Source organism: Sphingobium sp. CFD-2 (genome assembly GCF_024611135.1).
In the GTDB taxonomy this organism is placed as follows: Bacteria; Pseudomonadota; Alphaproteobacteria; order Sphingomonadales; family Sphingomonadaceae; genus Sphingobium; species Sphingobium fuliginis.
The window spans coordinates 4060179-4080106 of record NZ_CP084405.1; the positions used below are offsets into that span (position 1 = coordinate 4060179).

The following is a 19928-nucleotide window of genomic DNA, read 5'->3' on the forward strand; positions in this document are numbered from 1 at the left end:
CAATCGCCAGATTTTGCGTGACAGGGGGCCTCCAAATCTGTAGGGGCGCCCGCAGCAGACCCCCGGCAGAAATGTCGATGGTCTTCCGTCCGAGACAGTCGGTGAAGGGAATATGCCCTTCTTAATTTCCGGCCTAGACGGGGAAAAGTTCTTTACCGGCCGGGCCTTGCCTGTCCGGGTCTGCCTGTTCTCCCTGAGGGATGCGGGCCAGTCGATCTCTCCCCTTCGGACCAATGCCCCGCGATTCGTCGCGGGTTTTTGCCGTCCACCGGATTTTCCGGCGGACATGAAGTGGAGTAAAGGCATGGATCGTAATCAGAAAGCTGAGGTCGTTTCCGCGCTGAACGCACATCTGGCCGAAGTCGGCGTGGTCGTCGTGACCCGCAACCTCGGGCTGACGGTCGCCCAGTCGACCCAGCTGCGCCAGAAGATGCGCGAAGCCGGCGGCACCTACAAGGTTACGAAGAACCGCCTCGCCAAGATCGCCCTTGAAGGCACCGACTATAGCGGCATCAGCGACCTGCTGACCGGTCCGGTCGGGCTCGCTTCCTCGGCCGATCCGGTCGCAGCCGCGAAGGTTGCGGTCGAATTCGCCAAGACCAACGACAAGCTTGAGATCGTTGGCGGTGCGATGGGCGAAGTGCTGCTGAACGCGGAGGGCGTCAAGGCGCTCGCCTCGATGCCGTCGCTGGATGAACTGCGCGCGAAGCTGGTCGGCCTTCTGGTCGCCCCGGCTACCAAGCTCGCAACCGTCACCCAGGCCCCGGCTGCCCAGCTCGCGCGGGTCTTCAACGCCTATGCGGAAAAGAACGCGGCCTGATCGCCGCGGGATTTCCCAGAATATTGTTTTCAACTCTCGTTTAAGGGGCTCATGCCCCGCCCAGAAGGGAATAGGTAAAGTAACATGGCAGACATCAATGCTCTGGTCGACCAGCTCTCGGCCCTGACCGTCCTCGAAGCCGCTGAGCTCTCCAAGGCTCTGGAAGAAAAGTGGGGGGTTTCGGCCGCCGCTGCCGTCGCGGTTGCCGCTCCGGCCGGTGGCGCTGCCGGCGCTGCTCCTGCTGAAGAAGCCAAGGACGAATTCGACGTCGTCCTGACCGGCGACGGCGGCAAGAAGATCAACGTCATCAAGGAAGTCCGCGCCATCACCGGCCTGGGCCTGACCGAAGCCAAGGCTTTGGTCGAAGGCGCGCCGAAGGCCGTCAAGGAAGGCGTCGGCAAGGACGAAGCCGAGAAGATCAAGAAGCAGCTGGAAGAAGCCGGCGCGACCGTCGAACTCAAGTAAGTTCGGTCGAGCCCCGCGCAGGCGGGGCTGCTTTCCGGCTATGGCCGGAGGAAATCGGGGCGGTGCCTTTGGCGCCGCCCTTTTTCTTTTCCCTGGGCAGAATTGGTGAGGGAATGTCGGTTGCTGCGGTTGGGCGCATCATACCCCCGCCTTCGCAAGAACGCGCTGTACTTCCAGGAAAGCTGAAGGGCAGCAGCCCACCCCACATCCTCATTCCCCGCGCGGCCGGCAAGAAGAGTTGGCGTCCCGCCAACCATCCTTCGCTGCCGCTAGAGCAGATTTCGATCCGATTGCATCGGCTCGACTGCTCTAAGTTTTTGTTTTGTCGCGTTTTCCGAGTCAGCAGATGATTCCATCTGCTTGGAAAACGCTCTAGACCCGATCCGCCTGCACCACCGTGTCGAGGCCGCGCAGGGCGGAGAGGATGCGGTTCAGATGCTGGGCATCGGCGACTTCCAGGTCGATGATGTCGGTGTGGAAGGGGCCTTCGCGGTTCACCAGTTGCAGGTTGAGGATGTTCGCCTTGGTCGCGCCGAAAACGTTGGTGACGGCCGCCAGCGCGCCCGGCTGGTTCTTGACTATCACCTGAAGCCGTGCGGTGCCGCCCTTGGACCTGCTGTCCCAGCTTAAATCCACCCAGTCGTCATCCTGTCCCGCCTCCAGCGAACGGCAATCGATGGTGTGGACCTCGATCGGTTCGCCGGTGCGGCGGACGCCGACGATGCGGTCGCCGGGGACGGGGTGGCAGCAGTCGCCCAGATTATAGGCGATGCCGGGCGTCAGGCCGCGGATCGATACCGGGGCGTGCTGGCGCGGATGGGCTTCCTCCATGCCCTCCACGCTGGTGGAGCCGGGAATGAGCGCCTCCATCACTTCCGAATCGAGCAGGCGATGGGTGGCGATGGCGACCATCAGGGATGCGCGGTCGTCCAGCTTCAGGCGCTTCAACGCCGCCTTCAATGCCTTGTCGCCCAGTTCGCTCGCCAGTTCGGGGGAGAAGCGGCCGATGATTTCTTCATAGAGCTTCTCGCCCAGAGCGACTTCCTCGCCGCGCTGCTTCTGGCGGATATAGCGGCGGATGGCGGCGCGGGCCTTGCCGGTGATGGCGAAGGTCAGCCAGCCGGGCTGCGGCTCCTGTCCTTCGGATTTCAGGATCTCGACCTGATCGCCATTCTCCAGCGTCGTGCGCAGCGGCACGACCCGGCCATTGACCTTGGCGCCGACCGTCTGGTTACCGAGCGAGGTGTGCACGGCATAGGCGAAGTCGACCGGCGTCGACCCCTTGGGCAACTGGTGCAGCTCGCCCTTGGGGGAAAAGGCGAAGATGCGGTCCTGATACATCGCCATGCGGGTATGTTCGAGCAGTTCGTCCGCATCCTGGCTCTGCTCCAGGATTTCGACCAGGTCGCGCAGCCAGGCTGCATGGTGGTCGGTGGCGTCGCCCTTCTGCTTATAGGCCCAGTGCGCGGCGAGGCCGAGTTCGGCGTCATGGTGCATGTCGCGGCTGCGAATCTGCACCTCGATGCGGGCATTGTCCTGATGGATGACGGTGGTGTGCAGCGAGCGGTAGCCGTTGCGCTTGGGCGTGGAGATGTAATCCTTGAACCGCCCCGGCACCATCTTGTAGGTCTGGTGGATGACGCCCAATGCGCGGTAGCAGTCCTCCGTCGTCTCGGTGATGACGCGGAAGGCCATGACGTCGGTCAGTTGCTCGAAACTGATATGGCGTTCCTGCATCTTCTTCCAGATGGAATAGGGATGCTTCTCGCGGCCCGAGACCGTGACCGGCAGCCCCTTGCCGCCCAGCAGCAATTGCAGTTCCGCGCCGATCCGGTCGACCTTGTCATGGCCGCCTTCCTTCAGCTGCTCCAGCCGCTTGGTAATGCTGTCATAGGCTTCCGGTTCCAGTTCGCGGAAGGCCAGGAGCTGCATCTCCCGCATGAAGTCGTACATGCCGATCCGCTCCGCCAGCGGGGCATAGATGTCCATCGTTTCCCGCGCGATGCGGCGGCGCTTCTGCTCATTCTTGATGAAGTGCAGCGTGCGCATGTTGTGCAGCCGGTCGGCGAGCTTCACCAGCAGCACACGGATGTCGTCCGACATGGCGAGCAGGAATTTGCGCAGATTCTCCGCCGCCCGCTCATTTTCGGACATGGCCTCGATCTTGCTGAGCTTGGTGACGCCGTCGACCATCCGGGCGACGTCCTTGCCGAAGGCGTGCTCGATCTCCTCATAGGTGACGAGCGTATCCTCTATCGTGTCGTGCAGCAGCGCGGTCACGATGGTTTGATCGTCCAGGTTGAAATCGGTCAGGATACCGGCGACTTCGATGGGATGGCTGAAATAGGGGTCGCCGCTGGCGCGCTTCTGAGACCCGTGCTTCTGGACGGAAAAGACATAGGCGCGGTTGATCATCGCTTCGTCCGCATCCGGATCGTAGCGCTTTACCCGTTCAACAAGTTCGTATTGGCGTAGCATCCTGTTGCGATTGTCCGCGATGCCCCTTGCTGTGCAACAAAAAAATCCCATCTTAGGTGAATAGCGATGCGCTTTTGCAACGCGGGTGGCTTTGAGCTATCAAATGAAGACGATGACACATAATCTGGCGCAGGATCTGGAACAATGCGCGCTGCCCAGCGCATTGGAGGCGATGGGAGAACGCTGGTCGTTCCTCATCTTGCGGGGCGCTCTGTCGGGAATCCGGCATTTCGAGGAGTTTCAGTCGACCCTCGGCATTGCCCGCAACATCCTGGCGAATCGGCTCGCGCGGCTGGTGGAAAACGGCATCATGGTGCGTCAGCCGATGCAATGCGACCGGCGCAAGGTGGAATATCGCCTGACCGACAAGGGACAGGATCTGGCGCCTGCGATGATCGCGCTGCGCCAATGGGGTGAGAAATGGGGCTGCGGTCCCATCTCCTGCCAGGTGCTGGCCGACAGCCGCGACCGGCAGCCGATCCGCAAGATGACCATCCAGGCCCATGACGGCCGCGCGCTGGAGCCAAGCGATCTGATCTGGTTGTGCGTCGATGAGGAGACGCCGGTGACTCAGGAAGCGGCGGCTGCCTGACGATAATGCGCGCTTTGAATCGGTCGGCCATGCTGAATTCGTTCCAGCATGGCGGGTCCCCTTTGTGTTTCATTTTTTCATCGATCACGTACCGGCCGCAAAAAACCGGTTCCCACTTTTTTGCCTGATGCTTTAGGCTGGCGATAATGTCGGTTCATCGTTTCCAGCCCCAGCCTTTCTTCGCGGACAAGAACCGCGCCTTCTGGAACCTCCAGTCCGTGGGGTGGGCCGGCGCCTTCCTGTTGCGCGGTTCCTCGACCATCGCCAATGGGCAGCCGCTTTCCAGCCTGATCCCGGTGATGATCTCGACCGTGTCGGGCTATTCGGTGACGCTGCTGATCGCGGTGGTGTTCCGCTTCCTCCAGCGGCAGCGGCCCATCGTGACCTGGGGCGCCTCCATCGTCACGGTGGTGGTCGCGGCGGGGCTGGTGGCGTTCATCGACGCCTGGGTGTTCTCCACCCAGAATCGGGGCAGCGACACGGCGGGGCTGCAACTGTTCCTGGGCGCCTTCTACCTCAGCATGACATTGCTGGGGGCATGGTCTGCGCTTTATTATGCGATCAACTTCTACCTGACGGTGGAGGAGCAGGCGGACCAGTTGCTGCGGCTGGAGAATCAGGCGTCCAGCGCGCAACTGGCGATGCTGCGCTATCAGCTCAACCCGCATTTCCTGTTCAATACGCTGAACTCGATCTCGACGCTGGTGCTGCTGAAGCAGACCGACCGGGCTAATGCCATGCTGTCCCGCCTGTCCTCCTTCCTGCGCTATACGCTGATCAACGAGCCGACCGCGCAGGTGACGATCGAGCAGGAGATCGAGACGCTGAAGCTGTATCTGGAGATCGAGAAGATGCGGTTCGAGGATCGGTTGCGGCCGGTCTTCAACATCGATCCGGCGGTCTCGCAGTCGCGCCTCCCCTCTCTCCTGCTGCAGCCTCTGGTCGAAAATGCGATCAAATATGCCGTGACGCCCAAGGAAGAGGGCGCGGAAATCTCCGTCACGGCGCAGCCTGCCGGTGAAAACGTCCGGATCATCGTATCCGATACGGGTCCGGGATTGAATGAGGGGTTCACCCGCCCGAACAATCCGGCCAGCGAAGGAACGGGCGTCGGTCTGGCGAACATCCGCGACAGGCTGATTCAGGCCTTCGGGGAACGACAGAGCTTCGAAACGCGTTCCACGCCTGGCGGCTTTTCGGTCCTGATCGAAATGCCGCTTAACCTGGATGAACCATCGAGAGTGGCCGCATGACCATCAGAACAATCCTCGTCGACGACGAAAGCCTGGCTATCCAAGGCCTCAAGCTGCGTCTGGAAGCGCATGAGGATGTCGAAATCGTAGAAACCTGTTCCAACGGCCGGGAAGCGATCCGCGCCATAAAGACGCATAAGCCCGACCTTGTGTTCCTTGACATTCAAATGCCCGGTTTCGACGGATTTTCCGTCGTGCAGGGGCTGATGGAGGTCGAGCCGCCGCTTTTCATCTTCTGCACCGCCTATAGCGACCATGCGATCCGCGCCTTCGAGGCGCAGGCGGTCGACTATCTGATGAAGCCCGTCGAAGAAGGCCGGCTGGCCGACGCGCTCGACCGGGTGCGGCAGCGGCTTTCGGAAAAGCGTCAGGTGCAGGAAGTGGAAAAGCTGCGCGAAGTGCTGGCCGAGGTTGCGCCCGATGCGATGAACGATTTTTCGGGCGATGGCGACGCGCCTGCCGCCAATCGCTTCGAAAAGCTGATCAACATCAAGGATCGCGGGCAGATTTTCCGCGTCGATGTCGATTCGATCGAGCGGATCGACGCGGCGGGCGACTATATGTGCATTTATACCGCCGACAATTCGCTGATCCTGCGCGAGACGATGAAGGATCTCGAAAAGCGGCTCGACCCCCGCAATTTCCAGCGCGTGCACCGCTCGACCATCGTGAATCTGAGCCAGGTGCGGCAGGTGAAGCCGCATACCAATGGCGAATGCTTCCTGGTGCTGGAATCCGGCGCGCAGGTGAAGGTCAGCCGGTCCTATCGCGATGTGGTGGCGCGGTTCGTGCATTGAGTTTCGGCCGCGCAGGCGGTCCCCCTCGAAGGCCGACAGGCTAGTTCTTCACCGGAACACCCATTGCCTGTTCAGCCCGAACACTACGGCGGGCGTCACGAACAGCATGGCCGGGATGGGCGACCATTCCGGCCAACGCATATGGGTGACGCACAGCCACACCCATAGCGCGTTCAAGGCATAGCTCACCAGCGAGACCGCGAAGAAGCGGATGCCGCGGGCCGCCTGATTGTCGCGGCTGCCATGGCCGCGGAAGGTGAAGCTGCTGTGCGTGACATAGCCGATCGCCACCGCCGCCAGATAGCCGACGCCGTTCGCGACCTGGGGATGCAGGCCGACCGGCGCGGCCAGGGTCCAGTAGATCGCGGCCTGACAGGCGGTCACGAACAGGCCGGTCAGTCCGTAGCGGACGATCTGCCAGAACAGGGCCTGTTTTTCCGGTGTGAGGATTCGGAGGATTTTCATGTGCCCCGTTGCGCTTTGATGCGGAGCCTCTAATGGCTTTCCGGTTCGGATTGAACCGGAAAGCCATTGGCATCTTTGTTTTCCGGGATTTCCGAGCCGCCAGATGTTCCATCTGGCTCGCAATCCTTCTAATCGAGCCACCATGAAACTGCAAAGCTGGTCTGTCCTGCGCGCTCATGTCGCCCCTTTCGCGGCGCAATTCTCCGGCTATGCGGAGCGCAACTGGAAGTGGCTGACCGTCCTGCTGTGGATCGGCGCCATGGCCTATATGATCGCCACCCGCTGGCCGCAGATCCATTGGCTGACGCTCAGCGATACGGACGACAATATCCGTTATCTGCAGGTCAAGGACTGGCTGGCCGGGCAGGCATGGTACGACCTGCGGCAATATCGGCTGGATCCGCCCGCCGGGTTCAATATCCACTGGTCGCGGCTGGTGGACCTGCCGCTGGCGGCGCTGATGCTGTTCTTCCGCGCTTTCCTGGACCAGGGGCTGGCCGACCGGCTGGCCTGCGGCATCGCGCCGATGCTGCCGATGCTGCCGCTGATGCTGGGCCTTGGCTTCATCGCGCGAAGGCTGGCGGGGGGGAATAGCTGGTTCCTGGCGGCGGTGGCGCCCTTCGCCGCGCAGATGGGCATCAGCATGTTCCTGCCGATGCGGATCGACCATCATGGCTGGCAACTGGCCTTCACCGTCCTGATGCTGGCGGGCGTGGTCGACCGCAACTGGCTGCGCGGCGGCATCGTCGCGGGCGTGAGCAGCGCGCTGTCCATCGCCATCGGCATGGAAATGATCGTCTATCTGGCGGCAGGCGGCGCGCTGATCGCGATGCGCTGGGTGTTCAAGGACGGCGCGGCCCGGCGGATGTTGCCCTATGCGATCAGCCTTGGCGGAGCGACGTCGCTGCTGTTCGTGCTGTTCGCCAGCTACGCCAACCGGGAAATGGTATGCGACGCAATCTCGCCCATCTGGGTGGCGATCTTCGCGGTTGTGTCGGCCGGGATGGTGCTGCTGGCGCTGCTCCCGCTCAAGAGCTGGCCGGCGCGGCTGGGCGCGGGGGTACTGGTCGGGGCGGCGGTGGCGGCCTTCGCCTGGACGAACTGGCCGCAATGCCTGTCGGGCGCCTATCAGATCTCGCCCGAGTTGGAGAAGCTGTGGCTGGTCAATATCCGCGAAGCCAAGCCGATCACCGTGCAGGCGCGCAGCCTGGTGGTGCCGTTGATGGCCATTCCGGCGGCTGGCCTGATCGGCCTTCTCTGGGCGCTGTGGGACGCGCGCAGGGACGCCGACCGGCTCTGGGCCTGGGCCACCGTAGGCCTGATGATGCTCTTTTCCACTGCGCTGCTCTTCTGGCAGCTTCGCGCCGGACCGGCGGCGCAATTGCTGGCCATACCGCCCGCCGCCTGGGCCGCCTATCGGTTGCTGCGCCTGATCGCGACGGGACGGCCCGCCGCCCGTCTGGCCGCCGCGCTGGGCGCGGCTGTGCTCGCCGGGGCAGCCTTTGCAACGCCGCTTTATCCGCAGGTGAACCAACTCTGGGTCAAGGCGACGGGCGAACAGCCCAAGCCGCAAAAGCCGACGGCACAGCTGCGTCGCAAGGCCATCGACAAGGCCAATGGCCGGTGCCGCACCCTGCCGGCGCTGCAGGTGCTCGACCAGTTGCCGCCCGCCACCATCTTCACCATGGTCGACCTGGGACCGCGCCTGATCGTCGCGACGCACCACAGCGCCGTGGCCGGCCCTTATCACCGCAACGGCGCGACGATCCTCGACATGCACCATGCCTATGACGGCCCTGCCGACGCGTTCCGGCCGATCGCGGCGAAGCACCATGCCACCTATCTGCTGGTCTGCCCTGGCTTTCCCGAGGGCACCATCTATCAGTCGCGCAGCCCCAGGGGCTTTTATGCCGGGCTGATGCGGGGCGAGGTGCCCGGCTGGCTGAAGCCGGTGCCGTTGAGGACGGGGATGACGCTGCCCTACACGCTCTACCGCATCGACTATTCAGCGCCGGGCGAGAAAAAAAGCCTTGAGCAGCGTTGATGCTTCCGCAGCGGCGAGGTCGCCATAGACCTCTGGCCGGTGGAGGCATTGGGGTTGGGTGAAGAGGCGGGGCCCCTGTTCGATCGCGCCGCCCTTGGGGTCCGCCACGGCATAATAGAGGCGGGCGATGCGGGCGTGCGAGATCGCTCCGGCGCACATGGCGCACGGCTCCAATGTTACCCAGAGGTCGCAGCCGGAGAGGCGGAAGTCGCCCAGATGGATTGCCGCGGCGCGGATCGCGACCATTTCGGCATGGGCGGTGGGATCATTGTCGCGCCGGTTGCGATTTTCCCCTTCACCGATGATGCGGCCGTCGAGGGTGACGACCGCGCCGATGGGCACCTCTCCCGCTCTGGCGGCGGCATAAGCGAGATCGAGCGCACGCCGCATCGGATCGGGCAGGGGGAAGGGCGAGGACATGGCTTCGCCCATACAGGATGACGGGGCTTTGGGGGAGGGGCTGTAATGCCTCGCTATCCCGCTGTCAGAACAGGCCTCAGGGCTTCTGTACGTCCACTGTCGGCAGTTCGACCGTCTCCTTGCGTTTGCCGACCTCGACCCTGGCCACGCTGGCCTCATATTTGGGCAGGGAGCCGCCCTTGACCGCGATTTCCGGCAGCCGTCCCTCCTGCGTTTTCTGCAGGTCGATGAAGCCGGTGGCAATTCCGCCGGCCAGAACCAGCAGCACGATCAGCAACAGGCCACCAATGAATCGCATTTCCGCCTCCTTTGGCTTATGGCCCGTCAACGCTCATGAGTCGGAAAGGGTTGCGGCCCCGAAAGGCGCTGGGCGGGTTGACGAGCGTCGAAAATCCCGTTATCGGCGCCGCTTTCCGAACGAACCCGAATTACAAGGTTGATTGACTATGTCGCGCATTTGCGAGCTGACCGGCAAGGGCCGCCAGGTGGGTCACAATGTTTCCCACGCCAATAACAAGACCAAGCGTGTGTTCCTGCCCAACCTGCAGAACGTGTCGCTGATCTCCGAAGCGCTGGAAACGACCGTGAAGCTGCGCGTGTCGACCCATGGTCTGCGTTCGGTCGAGCATAATGGCGGCCTGGACAACTGGCTGCTGAAGACCAGCGACGACAAGCTGTCGCTGAAGGCTCGCCGTCTGAAGCGCGACATCGCGAAGAAGAAGGCCGCCGCAGCGGCCTGATTCGGTTCGCTTCGTTCGCTTGAAAGAGCGGCCTGGCAACAGGCCGCTTTTTTGCGTTTGCATGGATGGTGGGGCTGGCTGATTTAAACAATCCGAGCCCATGCACCCTAAAAGGGTTTGCCCCAGAATTTGGCGACCTTCGGATCGCTGGCGCAGGAAGCGCGCAGCGCCTGCCATTGTGCCTGGTCCAACGCCGGGCGGTAGGATGTCTCCGGCTTCACGGCAGCGTCGAAGCGGCGGCGGCGTTCGGCGGAGAGGGGATGGGAGGAAAGCCAGCTTATCGCCCGCGCTTCCGTGCCCTCGTCCTTGCCGCCGATCCGGTCAAAGAAGGCGGCCGTCGCGGCAGGCGAAATCCCGGCGCCGCGCATCTGGTCAATGGCGACGCCGTCCGCGGCGCTTTCCGCGCCGCGGCCATAGCTCAGCGACAGCACGCCGTTCAGATAATTGCCGGCATTGCCCCCCGCGCCGCCCAGCACGACGCTGAGGCCAAGCTGGCGGATGAGGCCTGTCATCGTGTCGCGGTGGCGCACATGGCCCAGTTCATGGCCGAGCACGCCCGCGACTTCATCGGCGGACTTTGCCTGCTGGACCAGGCCATCGAAGAGGATGATCCTTCCCCCCGGCAATGTCACCGCATTCACCATGGGAATGTTGGCGAGCGAAATGTCGCGGGCCTCATGGCCGGGGTCGATCCGCGCCGCCAGCCGTTCGAGCGCGGCATCGCCTGCCGGTGTGTGGCAGAACCGCCCGCCGAAATCGCCCACCATGGCATCGCCCATGCGGTTCTCCCAGCTTTGCGGGACGAGCGGGGCGATGACGGCGGGTGCTTCGAGCGCCCCCCAGACGATGAGCGCGGCGGTGACGGTGAAGATTCCCGCCGCCGGCCACAGGCCGAAGCGATCGATCCAGCGGCCATAGCGTTCGCCCGTCGGCAGATGGGGCGCTATGTCGGGAGGCGCTTCGCCGGAAAAGCCCAGGCGCCAGCCGGGGATCGCCTTATGGCCATAGGCCGAACGGTCGTCCTGCAGGCCGATGACGGTGAGATCGCTCCAGTCTATGGGCGGGCCTGCCCAGCCGCTCTCCGGCTCCTCCAGCACGAAGCCGGTGCCGGCGGTACGAAGCAGGACATTGCGTCGGACCGCCGTCGCGCCGTCATAATGCCAGAGCCGGAAGTCCGACATGCGGTTCAGAAAGCGCCGACGTCCAGCGCGTCGAGCAGGCCCTCGCCATGGCGGCTGGTCTTCGTCTGCGACTGTGTGAGTTCGTCGGTATAGATCGTGCCGGTCACGCCCATATGGGTCACGAAGAACTTCCAGTGCCGGTATTGCAGGAAGATCGACCCGATGCCGATCGTGCAGAGGACCAGCGCAATGTCACCCAGGAACAGCCATATCCAGTCTTTGGTCCGCGCGTAGAAATGGAAGTCGAGGCCCGTGAGCGACAGCCCCTCCACCGCTTCACGGAAGAAACTCGCGTAGAAGGCGAGCGCGATGAGGCCGAGACCCAGATAGAAGGTCAGCACGAACGCGATGATGCCGAAGATGGCCCCGGCCATGCGGGAGCCGGCACCGTCCTGTCCCGGAAAGCCCGCCATCGCGACCATTGCGCCTCCGCCCACGAACAGCAGGATCGGCAGGAGGTAGAAGAGCAGGAAGCGCCGGAAGGTCGGGCCGTGATCGCCTGCCGATTCGAAACTGTGCGGGCCGAAGCTCATCTTGTTCCAGCGTTCGTTCCACAGCGACATCATCGACCAGGGGACGAGCAGGCCCAGCGCCAGGCTGCCCACCGCCGACTTCCACATATAGGAAATGCCGTAGCCGAAGCCCTGATCGTCGCTGCCGCCCCGGATGCCGTGCCACCATGTCCGGCTGAGCCGGTAGCGCAGCGCGCGGAAGCGGGCGAGGCCGACCATGTAGAAGATCGTCACGAACGCCGCGAGCGTCAGTATCGCGGCCATGCCCCCATGCCCCTGAAGGACGAGGGCCTGCGCGCCGAACTGAAGGAAGAGGAACGGCAGGCCGATCAGCGCCAGCACCATCAGGAAGCCGAGGAACAGTTCCTTGCCCGTTCCCGTCCATTCCAGCCGGTCGTCGATGAAGCGCGTGTTCGCCCAGAGATAGCGCCGCGTGCGCGTTGTCGCCCAGAAGCGGTATATGCCCAGCGTGACGATCGTCAGCAGCAGGTTGGTGAAGGCAATGGGCGCATAGTCGCGCCAATTGCCCTCAAAAGCGAAGCCGTCGCCGCCAATGCGTTCCTGATCCATGATGCCCCCCTTGGTCCCCGGTGGGAGAAGACTATGCCGGGGACCGTTGGTCAAGGGGTTTCATGGCCATATGGAATGCTATCCCCCTGAAATCACGCGGATCGTCATTTTTTACGGCCGATCAAAAGCTGGCGTAACGCTCATTGCCGATGAAGCCGAGCTTCGTCACGCCTGAGCGGCGGATGTCGGCCAGCACCTCATCCACCGTCACGTAACGCGCGCCGGCATCGGGCTGGAACTGGAGTTCCGGTTCGGCAGGCAGGCGCAGCGAGGCGGCGAGATATTGGCGGAGCGTCAGCCGGTCGACGGCCCCGCCGTTCCAGCGGATAGTGCCGTCGGCGTCGATGCCGACCTTGTTCTTGACCGTGTCGACCGGCGGCGGCGTCAGTTCCTTGGGGGTTTGCGGCAGGTCGACGCCGACGCTGTGCGTCTGGATCGGGATCGTGATGATGAACATGATCAGCAGCACCAGCATCACGTCGATCAGCGGCGTTGTGTTCATGTCCGACATCGGCGTTTCCCCGTCGCCCGGCCGGGGTCTTGCGAAGCTCAAGGCCATATGCATCCCTCCTGTTGAAATAATGATATAACAACACATGTATCATGCGCTGATCGCAATGCGCTGGCAAGAGGGCTTCTATTGACAGGGCGGGCGGCCCATTTATGGGGAAGGCGCGGCCTTTTTCGGCTGCGCGATCCGCCATTTCAACAGAAAGACCCTCCGTGTCCGCCATGCTCAAGATAACCCTGCCCGATGGTTCCGTGCGTGAAGTCGCGCCCGGCACTACCCCGGCGGACATTGCGGCGGCGATCGGGCCGGGGCTGGCCAAGGCGGCCATCGCCGCGCGGGTCGATGGCGAACTGCGCGACATCATGCGGCCGCTGGAGGCCGATGCGCAACTGGCGCTGGTGACGTCGAAGGATGAGGCCGATGCGCTGGAACTGGCGCGGCACGACTTCGCCCATGTGCTGGCCGAAGCGGTGCAGGCGCTGTTTCCGGGGACGCAGATCACCTTCGGCCCGGCGACGGACGATGGCTTCTATTATGACTTCGCGCCCCCCGTCATCGAAGGAAAGCAGCGGCCTTTCACGGAGGAGGACCTGCCCGCCATCGAGGCGAAGATGCGGGAGATCATCGCCGCCGACAAGCCGCTGCGCCGCGAGGTGTGGAAGCGCGAGGACCTGATCGCGCGCTGGCGGGCCGGGGGCGAGACGTTCAAGGCCGAATGGGCCGCTGAGCTTCCCGAGGGCGAGGAACTGACCGTCTATTGGTCGGGGGGCGACTGGCTCGACATGTGCCGGGGGCCGCATCTGGCCTCGACAGGCAAACTCGATCCGGCGGCGTTCAAGCTGACCCGCGTGTCGGGCGCCTATTGGCGCGGCGATCAGAAGAATGCGATGCTGAGCCGCGTCTATGGCACCGGCTGGCTCAACAGGAAGCAGCTCGACGCGCATCTGACGCGGCTGGAAGAAGCGGCCAAGCGCGACCATCGCAAGCTGGGCGCGGAGATGGACCTGTTCCACCTCCAGCAGGAGGCGCATGGATCGGTCTTCTGGCACCCCAAGGGCTATATCATCTGGCGGGCTCTGGAAGCCTATATGCGCCGCGCCATCGACGATGCGGGCTATCGTGAGGTCAAGACGCCGCAGGTGATGGACGCGCGCCAGTGGGAAGCGTCCGGCCATTGGGGCAAATATCGCGAGAATATGTTCGTCATCCCCGACGAAGTGCCGAATGTCGAGGATGAAGGGCCGCTGGTGTCGGACGATGCCGACTGGATGGCTTTGAAGCCGATGAACTGCCCGGCGCATGTCCTGATCTTCCGTCAGGGGATCAAGAGCTATCGCGACCTGCCGCTGCGCTTCTACGAGAATGGCTGCTGCCACCGCAACGAGCCGCATGGGGCGCTGCACGGGCTGATGCGTGTGCGCCAGTTCACGCAGGACGACGCGCATATCTTCTGCCGCGAGGACCAGATCGTGGAGGAAGTGCGCGCCTTCTGTGCGCTGGCGGATCGGATCTACAGGGATTTCGGCTTCACCTATTCGATCAAGCTCGCCCTGCGCCCCGAAAAGCGCTTCGGCAGCGACGAGATGTGGGATCAGGCGGAAAATGAACTGCGCGACGCGGTGGCGGCGGCGGGGCTCAACACGCCCGAATATGGCTGGGAGGAACTGCCGGGCGAAGGCGCCTTCTATGCGCCCAAGCTGGAATGGCATCTGACCGATGCGATCGGGCGGACCTGGCAGGTGGGGACGATCCAGTCGGACCGGGTATTGCCGGAGCGACTCGACGCCTCCTATGTCGGTGAAGATGGCGAGCGGCACCGGCCGGTGATGCTCCACCGCGCGATCTTCGGTTCCTATGAGCGGTTCATAGGCATCCTCATCGAACATTATGCGGGCCGTTTCCCGCTCTGGCTGGCGCCGGTGCAGGCGGTGGTGGCGACCATCGTGTCCGATGCGGACGGCTATGCAGGCCAGGTGGTGGAGAAGCTCCGGGCGGCTGGCATCAGGGCCGAAACCGACGTCCGCAACGAGAAGATCAACTATAAGGTGCGCGAGCACAGCCTTGCAAAAGTGCCGAATCTGCTGGTCGTCGGCCGCCGGGAGGCGGACGAGGGCACGGTGGCGCTGCGCGAGCTGGGCAAGGAGGGGCAGAGCGTCCTTTCTGTCGACGACATCATCGCCCGTCTTGTAAAGGAGGCGAAGGCACCCGATATGCAGTGAGGCAGCAATGCCACATGGGGCCGGCAAATCCGCGATTGCGGGCTTGCCGCCCCTTTCGGCTTTGCGCTAAAGGGCCGCCAGAGTCGATCGATCAACTACCATAGGAGAAGCCACTATACGTCCCCCGATGATGCGCCGTCCCATGGCGCCGCCGCCGAAGTCCGGTCCCCGTTACAACGAGTTCATCAACGTGCCCAAGGTGCGCGTGATCGATGACGAAGGCGAAAATCTGGGCGTGATGTATACGCAGGAAGCGATCGAGCGCGCCTATGAGATCGGGCTGGACCTGGTCGAGGTGTCGCCCAACGCCGACCCGCCGGTGTGCAAGTTCCTGGACATCGGCAAGTACAAATACGAGGCGCAGAAGAAGGCGAACCTCGCCCGCAAGACCCAGAGGACGCAGGAGATCAAGGAGATCAAGATGCGTCCGAACATCGACGATCATGATTATGATACGAAGATGAAGAAGGTCCACGACTTTATCGGTGAAGGCGACAAGGTGAAGATCACCCTGCGGTTCCGTGGCCGTGAATTGTCGCACCAGCAGCTTGGCATGCAACTGCTCCAGCGCGTGGCGGAGAATGTGGGCGAGATCGCGAAGGTCGAAGCCTATCCGCGTATGGAAGGCCGACAGATGCTGATGGTGCTGGCGCCGAAATAAGGTCGCCATTCTTCGGTGACATTGGTCGGGCGGGGTCTGGAAGCAGGCTCCGCCCGAACTGTCTGTGGAACCTCACGAATCCCCTCATTCAAATGATCCCGAAAGTGCGTTTGAGGAGCTGGTGCTCGCGGATAAGCTTTTCGAACTGCAGGATGAGAGGCCGTAGTCTATCTTCGGTCATGTTGGGGATCAGTTGATAGTACATTACCCCTTGGCGGAACAGCGAATGCACGCGTCTTTTGGTCGTGCTGGTGCGCAGATGCCGGTCGTAGCCGATGGCCTCCCCGGCGGCGCCGAGCACGGTCAGAAGCACAATGGCGAGAGCGGCGATCAGCCACAACCTGTCGCGCCGGGCGGGCGTGGAGACGCGGGTTGCCGACATGCCCATCCCGAACCGCCAGTCCTTGGCATCGCGGAACGAGCATTCGATGCCCCAGCGCCGCGAGTAGAGGTCAATCAGGGTCTTGGCCGTCACTGTGGTCAGGCTGGTCGCGAGACACCACGGCTCTTTCATGTCCCTGGCGTGGACGCACATGACCGCGCCGACCGGGCAACCCTGCGCCGTGACTGTCGCCTCGCGCAGCAGCCTGGCCCGTCCCGATGGGCCGATCCACTCCTTCGCCGGGCGGCTCTCCCCGGCGGCCGTCACCTTGATGTTGCCGCGAAAGCGGATGACATAGTCGAAGTGCAGCTCGTCCTTGAGGACGCCGTAGAGCTTGGTGTCGCCAAAGCCGCGATCGGCGACGAGCAGCACCTTCACTTCTGTCGGCAATAGCTCGGCAAGCCGGGTAATGATCCAATATTCATAATGATTGCGCCGCTCTTTCAGCTCCGTCTTGCGTACCGTCAACCACAGTAGCGGCGTCGCCCGGCCATGCTCGGTAAGCAGCGACAGCATCAGGGTCGAGTGCCCGTCGGCATCGAAATCGGTCCAGTCCATGGCGACGACGATCTCGGTGCGGCTACCGAGGCAATAGCCGGCCCAGTCGGCCATCAGCGCGTCGACATCAATCCCGTCGTTCGACAGCAGCCGGTCGACCTGCTTGATCGCGTGACGCGAGAGGCGCCCTTCCTGAGCCAGTGCGAGACCGTGGCCAATCGCGCTCACCGCCAGCGATGACGCCCGCAACGCGCCCACCGTCGCATTCGCCAGCGATCTTACCCGCTTCGCGTGCAGGCCTTCGCCAAACAGTTCGTCGACAAACGAATGGACCGCTTCAGAAGAAAACGCCGCCTTCCCGTTCATGATATTCTGATCTCCCTTCGACACGGAAATGCAGAATCATCTTTCCCAACCCACGTCATCTCAAAAATGAGGGGATGGCTGAGCTGTGGAACAGGTTCTGGTCAGTTGCGAATGTTAATCCTCCTCATCTGAAGATGGGGGAGGGGGCCCTGCCTAAGTCTGGCGCAGGGGAGCGCGACAGGCGCCCCCTCTCGCCGGTGGGAAGGGCTGCGTCCAGAACGGCACTTGCATCCACCTAACCATAAGCGGGTGCGGATGGCCTCTCCGCCCGCTGGATCTGGTCACGGCCTGACTTCTTTGCACGGTAGAGCGCCTCGTCGGCCTTGCCGATGGCGGCCATCACCGGCCCGCCGCGCCATGCGCATAGCCCGGCGGAGAAGGTGATCGGCTGCTCGTTCGCCGTGCCCACGGGCTCCCGCCGCATCCGTTCCGCAATGCGGGCCAGCGACCAGCTCGCCTCATCCTCCATCGCGTCCTGATAGAAGATCGCGAACTCCTCGCCACCCCAACGGGCGATGATGTCGATGCGGCGGGTCTGGGACGACAGGCGCGTGGCGAAATCGGCCAGGACGCGATCGCCCGCGTCATGGCCGAGCATATCGTTGACCTGCTTGAAATGGTCGAGATCAATGATCGCGATGCAGCCCCTGCGCTTGGCGAGCGGGAGCGCGTCGAGTTGCGCCAGGAACCCGCGCCGGTTGGCGATGCCGGTCAGCGCGTCCTCATTGGCAGCGATGTTCAGTTCGTCGATCTGTTCCCGCGTCGCGGCGGCGGCTCCGCGCACGCCGTGGAAGAGCCTGGAAATAATGTCCCCCACTTCCGGCAAGGTCGCCCCACCGCCTTTCCGGCCGGGCTGCCCCACCGGGTTCAGCGCATCCGCCAGCGCATGGATCGGGTCCAGCAGGGCGCCGATGCCCATCAGCGCCCCGGCCGCGCCCGCCATGGTCGCCAAAGTCAGGACTATGAACTCCGCCCAGGCGATACGTCCTGTTGTCGCGCCCCAGACGATATAGCCGAGCAGCGGCAGGTGGGTGGTCACGAAGCAGAGGGTGAAGAGGCGAAACCGCAGGGAGCGGGGAAAGATGAAGGAGGTCGCGAGGTAGAATTGCATCCCGGGGCCCTGTCATTGAAATGGGGGCCAAAATTGGGACGGCGTGTAAAGGCGGGATGAAGGAAGAGGGTTAACGCCTGGCCCGTGGACGAACCGTGCCGTGCATGAGTCGAACGGTTAACGGGAGGCGCCCGGCACCCATTTCACATCGTCCGCTCCATTGCCGTTGAGGCGCCGGGCCAGCACGAAAAGCAGGTCGGACAGGCGGTTGAGATAGGCCAGTGCCTGCGCATTGAGCGCAACGTCGGCCGCCGCGGCCGTGGCGGAGCGTTCGGCGCGGCGCGTGACGGCGCGGGCCAGATGGACGGCGGCGGCAGCAGGCGACCCGCCTGGCAGGACGAAGCTGTCCAGTGGCGCCAGATCGGCGTTCATCGCGTCGATCTGCCGCTCCAGCCGCTCGACCTGGGAGGCGACGATCCGCAGCGCCCAGGGAGCGTCCTCTCCCTCCGGCAAGGGCGTGGCGAGGTCTGCGCCCAGATCGAACAGGTCGTTCTGGATCGTCGTCAGCCAGCCCGCCTCCGGCCTGTCGTTCATGGCGACGATGGCAAGCCCGATGGCGCTGTTCGCTTCATCGACATCGCCCACCGCCTGCATGCGCGGGGCATGTTTGGGCAGGCGCGACCCGTCGACCAGGCCTGTCGTCCCCGCGTCCCCGGTACGGGTGTAGATCTTGTTCAGCTTCACCATGCCGGGCGGGACCCTCAGCCGTTGCCCTTCATCAGCAGCAACAGCGCCACGATGATCACCGCCACTGCCTGGAACAGGATGCGGTTCATCATCATCCTGTTCTGCTTGAGGCTGGATGGGCTCGGCCCCCCCTCGGGCGAGTTCAACTGTTCCTTGGTCGCCTGAAGAAAGGCGACGATCCCCCGGATCAATGCGAACAGGGTGGCGCCCATGGCCAGGATCAGGGCGATGACGAGCAGCGTGTTCATGCCCTGAATCTAGGCGCTGGCCGGGGAAATGCCAATCGGAAAGCGTGCATGGCGCAGATCGTCGGCCAGTCGCCGTGGGTCCATGCCCCCCGCGCGCAGATCGGCGAGGGCGATCGACCCGTCGCGCTTGGCGAGCCGCCGGCCGTCCGGCCCGACCAGCAGGGGATGGTGGACATAGATGGGGGACGGAAGGTCGAGCAGCGCCTGGATCAGCCGGTGGATGTCGGTCGCGCTGCGCAGATCGTCGCCGCGCAGCACATGGGTCACGCCCATCGCCGCATCGTCCAGCGTGCAGGACAGATGATAGCTGGCGGGAGCATCCTTGCGCGCCAGCACCACATCCCCGGCGGCAAGCGGCTCGGCGCTGATGCAGGACGCCGCTTCCTCCCTGGGCGGAAAGGGCAGGGCGCGCCAATGCAGCGGGCCTGCCCGTGCGGCAGCCCGCGCCATGTCGATCCGCCAGGCATGCGGCTCGCCCAATGCGATCCGCCTTGCCCGTTCCGCATCATCCAGCCCGCGGCATGTGCCGGGATAGACGGGCCCCTCCGGCCCGTGCGGCGCAGTCGTGCTGGCGGCGATGTCGGCGCGGGTGCAGAAGCAGGGATAGAGCAGCCCCATGGCCTCCAGCCGTTCCAGCGCCGCCTGATACCGGTCCAGCCGCGCCGACTGGAAGACGATGTCCCCATCCCAGGCGACGCCCAGCCAGCGCAGGTCCTCGATTATGCCGGCGACATGCTCCGGCCGGCTGCGGGTGCCGTCTATATCCTCGATCCGCAGGAGGAAGTATCCGCCGCGCGTCCGGACCAGGTCCATGGCCAGCAGCGCCGACCAGGCGTGTCCGACATGCAACCTACCCGTGGGGCTCGGGGCGAAGCGAGTCACCATATGCTGTGGCTGCGCCGATTGAG

21 protein-coding genes are annotated in these 19928 nt (G+C 63.8%); 9 read left to right on the forward strand and 12 right to left on the reverse strand.

The annotated features are described in order from the left end of the window. Positions 1-304: 304 nt before the first annotated feature. Together rplJ and rplL are read left to right on the forward strand one after the other, a co-directional pair. Positions 305-820, forward strand: a complete 516-nt coding sequence (gene rplJ, locus LDB29_RS20070; RefSeq protein WP_025551854.1) for a 50S ribosomal protein L10 — start codon at positions 305-307, stop codon at positions 818-820. Between the two features lie 84 nt (positions 821-904). Continuing rightward, on the forward strand, positions 905-1285 hold the full coding sequence (rplL, locus tag LDB29_RS20075) for a 50S ribosomal protein L7/L12 (RefSeq protein WP_007687446.1): 381 nt from the start codon (positions 905-907) through the stop codon (positions 1283-1285). Positions 1286-1657: 372 nt separating this feature from the next. On the opposite strand, the gene LDB29_RS20080 is transcribed toward rplL, so the two are convergent. Continuing rightward, positions 1658-3763 (reverse strand): bifunctional (p)ppGpp synthetase/guanosine-3',5'-bis(diphosphate) 3'-pyrophosphohydrolase, encoded by a 2106-nt coding sequence (locus LDB29_RS20080; protein WP_044661528.1) that lies wholly within the window; start codon positions 3761-3763, stop codon positions 1658-1660. Between the two features lie 112 nt (positions 3764-3875). On the opposite strand from LDB29_RS20080, the gene LDB29_RS20085 reads away from it, so the two are divergent. From LDB29_RS20085 to LDB29_RS20095, 3 genes are all read left to right on the forward strand, one after another. Then, positions 3876-4355 (forward strand): helix-turn-helix domain-containing protein, encoded by a 480-nt coding sequence (locus LDB29_RS20085; protein ID WP_025549937.1) that lies wholly within the window; start codon positions 3876-3878, stop codon positions 4353-4355. Positions 4356-4501: 146 nt separating this feature from the next. After that, a complete protein-coding gene (locus LDB29_RS20090; protein ID WP_025549936.1) occupies positions 4502-5608 on the forward strand; it encodes a sensor histidine kinase in 1107 nt (368 codons plus the stop codon). After that, positions 5605-6405 carry a LytTR family DNA-binding domain-containing protein gene (locus tag LDB29_RS20095; protein ID WP_020821166.1) on the forward strand — a complete coding sequence of 267 codons (801 nt, stop codon included), beginning with the start codon at positions 5605-5607 and terminating at the stop codon, positions 6403-6405. The genes LDB29_RS20090 and LDB29_RS20095 overlap by 4 nt, the downstream gene beginning before the upstream one ends. A 48-nt stretch (positions 6406-6453) precedes the next feature. On the opposite strand, the gene LDB29_RS20100 is transcribed toward LDB29_RS20095, so the two are convergent. Then, positions 6454-6870 (reverse strand): GtrA family protein, encoded by a 417-nt coding sequence (locus tag LDB29_RS20100; protein ID WP_061936530.1) that lies wholly within the window; start codon positions 6868-6870, stop codon positions 6454-6456. Between the two features lie 142 nt (positions 6871-7012). On the opposite strand from LDB29_RS20100, the gene LDB29_RS20105 reads away from it, so the two are divergent. Beyond that, the gene (locus LDB29_RS20105; RefSeq protein ID WP_025549935.1) at positions 7013-8914 is read left to right on the forward strand and encodes a hypothetical protein; all 1902 of its coding nucleotides are present in this window, start codon (positions 7013-7015) and stop codon (positions 8912-8914) included. On the opposite strand, the gene LDB29_RS20110 is transcribed toward LDB29_RS20105, so the two are convergent. Further along, entirely contained in the window at positions 8876-9334 is a 459-nt protein-coding gene (locus LDB29_RS20110; RefSeq protein WP_025549934.1) for a nucleoside deaminase, read from the reverse strand. The genes LDB29_RS20105 and LDB29_RS20110 overlap by 39 nt on opposite strands. 76 nt (positions 9335-9410) lie before the next feature. Beyond that, entirely contained in the window at positions 9411-9632 is a 222-nt protein-coding gene (locus tag LDB29_RS20115) for a hypothetical protein (RefSeq protein ID WP_025549933.1), read from the reverse strand. A 148-nt stretch (positions 9633-9780) separates the two neighbouring features. On the opposite strand from LDB29_RS20115, the gene rpmB reads away from it, so the two are divergent. Continuing rightward, positions 9781-10074, forward strand: a complete 294-nt coding sequence (gene rpmB / locus LDB29_RS20120; protein ID WP_025549932.1) for a 50S ribosomal protein L28 — start codon at positions 9781-9783, stop codon at positions 10072-10074. 107 nt (positions 10075-10181) lie between these two features. Here rpmB and LDB29_RS20125 read toward each other — a convergent pair whose 3' ends face one another. From LDB29_RS20125 to LDB29_RS20135, 3 genes are all read right to left on the reverse strand, one after another. Beyond that, complete coding sequence (locus LDB29_RS20125) at positions 10182-11255, reverse strand: M48 family metallopeptidase (protein ID WP_025549931.1); 1074 nt, start codon at positions 11253-11255, stop codon at positions 10182-10184. Between the two features lie 5 nt (positions 11256-11260). After that, positions 11261-12337, reverse strand: coding sequence for a YjgN family protein (locus tag LDB29_RS20130; protein ID WP_025549930.1), 1077 nt, complete (start codon positions 12335-12337; stop codon positions 11261-11263). A 121-nt stretch (positions 12338-12458) separates the two neighbouring features. After that, positions 12459-12896, reverse strand: a complete 438-nt coding sequence (locus tag LDB29_RS20135; protein ID WP_025549929.1) for a biopolymer transporter ExbD — start codon at positions 12894-12896, stop codon at positions 12459-12461. Positions 12897-13069: 173 nt separating this feature from the next. On the opposite strand from LDB29_RS20135, the gene thrS reads away from it, so the two are divergent. Then, on the forward strand, positions 13070-15067 hold the full coding sequence (gene thrS / locus LDB29_RS20140; protein WP_025549928.1) for a threonine--tRNA ligase: 1998 nt from the start codon (positions 13070-13072) through the stop codon (positions 15065-15067). A gap of 127 nt (positions 15068-15194) precedes the next feature. After that, positions 15195-15728, forward strand: coding sequence for a translation initiation factor IF-3 (infC, locus tag LDB29_RS20145; protein WP_013039295.1), 534 nt, complete (start codon positions 15195-15197; stop codon positions 15726-15728). 88 nt (positions 15729-15816) lie between these two features. Here infC and LDB29_RS20150 read toward each other — a convergent pair whose 3' ends face one another. From LDB29_RS20150 to gluQRS, 5 genes are all read right to left on the reverse strand, one after another. Further along, positions 15817-16974 carry an IS4 family transposase gene (locus LDB29_RS20150; protein WP_087575690.1) on the reverse strand — a complete coding sequence of 386 codons (1158 nt, stop codon included), beginning with the start codon at positions 16972-16974 and terminating at the stop codon, positions 15817-15819. 235 nt (positions 16975-17209) lie between these two features. Further along, complete coding sequence (locus LDB29_RS20155; RefSeq protein ID WP_025549927.1) at positions 17210-18085, reverse strand: GGDEF domain-containing protein; 876 nt, start codon at positions 18083-18085, stop codon at positions 17210-17212. Between the two features lie 117 nt (positions 18086-18202). Beyond that, positions 18203-18772, reverse strand: coding sequence for a cob(I)yrinic acid a,c-diamide adenosyltransferase (locus LDB29_RS20160; protein ID WP_025549926.1), 570 nt, complete (start codon positions 18770-18772; stop codon positions 18203-18205). A gap of 14 nt (positions 18773-18786) precedes the next feature. Beyond that, positions 18787-19020 (reverse strand): twin transmembrane helix small protein, encoded by a 234-nt coding sequence (locus LDB29_RS20165; protein WP_025549925.1) that lies wholly within the window; start codon positions 19018-19020, stop codon positions 18787-18789. A 9-nt stretch (positions 19021-19029) separates the two neighbouring features. Continuing rightward, positions 19030-19905: a tRNA glutamyl-Q(34) synthetase GluQRS gene (gene gluQRS / locus LDB29_RS20170; RefSeq protein ID WP_244968634.1), complete on the reverse strand. Its 876-nt coding sequence runs from the start codon at positions 19903-19905 to the stop codon at positions 19030-19032. Positions 19906-19928 lie beyond the last annotated feature (23 nt).

Bases quoted from the DNA above. Each gene is read 5' to 3' on its own strand.
- rplJ (WP_025551854.1), top strand. From the start codon at position 305: ATGGATCGTAATCAGAAAGCTGAGGTCGTTTCCGCGCTGAACGCACAT.
- LDB29_RS20165 (WP_025549925.1), bottom strand. From the start codon at position 19,020: ATGAACACGCTGCTCGTCATCGCCCTGATCCTGGCCATGGGCGCCACC.
- LDB29_RS20130 (WP_025549930.1), bottom strand. From the start codon at position 12,337: ATGGATCAGGAACGCATTGGCGGCGACGGCTTCGCTTTTGAGGGCAAT.
- LDB29_RS20150 (WP_087575690.1), bottom strand. From the start codon at position 16,974: ATGAACGGGAAGGCGGCGTTTTCTTCTGAAGCGGTCCATTCGTTTGTC.
- rplL (WP_007687446.1), top strand. From the start codon at position 905: ATGGCAGACATCAATGCTCTGGTCGACCAGCTCTCGGCCCTGACCGTC.
- LDB29_RS20105 (WP_025549935.1), top strand. From the start codon at position 7,013: ATGAAACTGCAAAGCTGGTCTGTCCTGCGCGCTCATGTCGCCCCTTTC.
- LDB29_RS20110 (WP_025549934.1), bottom strand. From the start codon at position 9,334: ATGTCCTCGCCCTTCCCCCTGCCCGATCCGATGCGGCGTGCGCTCGAT.
- LDB29_RS20155 (WP_025549927.1), bottom strand. From the start codon at position 18,085: ATGCAATTCTACCTCGCGACCTCCTTCATCTTTCCCCGCTCCCTGCGG.
- LDB29_RS20160 (WP_025549926.1), bottom strand. From the start codon at position 18,772: ATGGTGAAGCTGAACAAGATCTACACCCGTACCGGGGACGCGGGGACG.
- LDB29_RS20095 (WP_020821166.1), top strand. From the start codon at position 5,605: ATGACCATCAGAACAATCCTCGTCGACGACGAAAGCCTGGCTATCCAA.
- LDB29_RS20080 (WP_044661528.1), bottom strand. From the start codon at position 3,763: ATGCTACGCCAATACGAACTTGTTGAACGGGTAAAGCGCTACGATCCG.
- LDB29_RS20125 (WP_025549931.1), bottom strand. From the start codon at position 11,255: ATGTCGGACTTCCGGCTCTGGCATTATGACGGCGCGACGGCGGTCCGA.
- thrS (WP_025549928.1), top strand. From the start codon at position 13,070: ATGCTCAAGATAACCCTGCCCGATGGTTCCGTGCGTGAAGTCGCGCCC.
- LDB29_RS20115 (WP_025549933.1), bottom strand. From the start codon at position 9,632: ATGCGATTCATTGGTGGCCTGTTGCTGATCGTGCTGCTGGTTCTGGCC.
- infC (WP_013039295.1), top strand. From the start codon at position 15,195: ATGATGCGCCGTCCCATGGCGCCGCCGCCGAAGTCCGGTCCCCGTTAC.
- LDB29_RS20100 (WP_061936530.1), bottom strand. From the start codon at position 6,870: ATGAAAATCCTCCGAATCCTCACACCGGAAAAACAGGCCCTGTTCTGG.
- LDB29_RS20085 (WP_025549937.1), top strand. From the start codon at position 3,876: ATGACACATAATCTGGCGCAGGATCTGGAACAATGCGCGCTGCCCAGC.
- LDB29_RS20090 (WP_025549936.1), top strand. From the start codon at position 4,502: ATGTCGGTTCATCGTTTCCAGCCCCAGCCTTTCTTCGCGGACAAGAAC.
- gluQRS (WP_244968634.1), bottom strand. From the start codon at position 19,905: ATGGTGACTCGCTTCGCCCCGAGCCCCACGGGTAGGTTGCATGTCGGA.
- rpmB (WP_025549932.1), top strand. From the start codon at position 9,781: ATGTCGCGCATTTGCGAGCTGACCGGCAAGGGCCGCCAGGTGGGTCAC.
- LDB29_RS20135 (WP_025549929.1), bottom strand. From the start codon at position 12,896: ATGGCCTTGAGCTTCGCAAGACCCCGGCCGGGCGACGGGGAAACGCCG.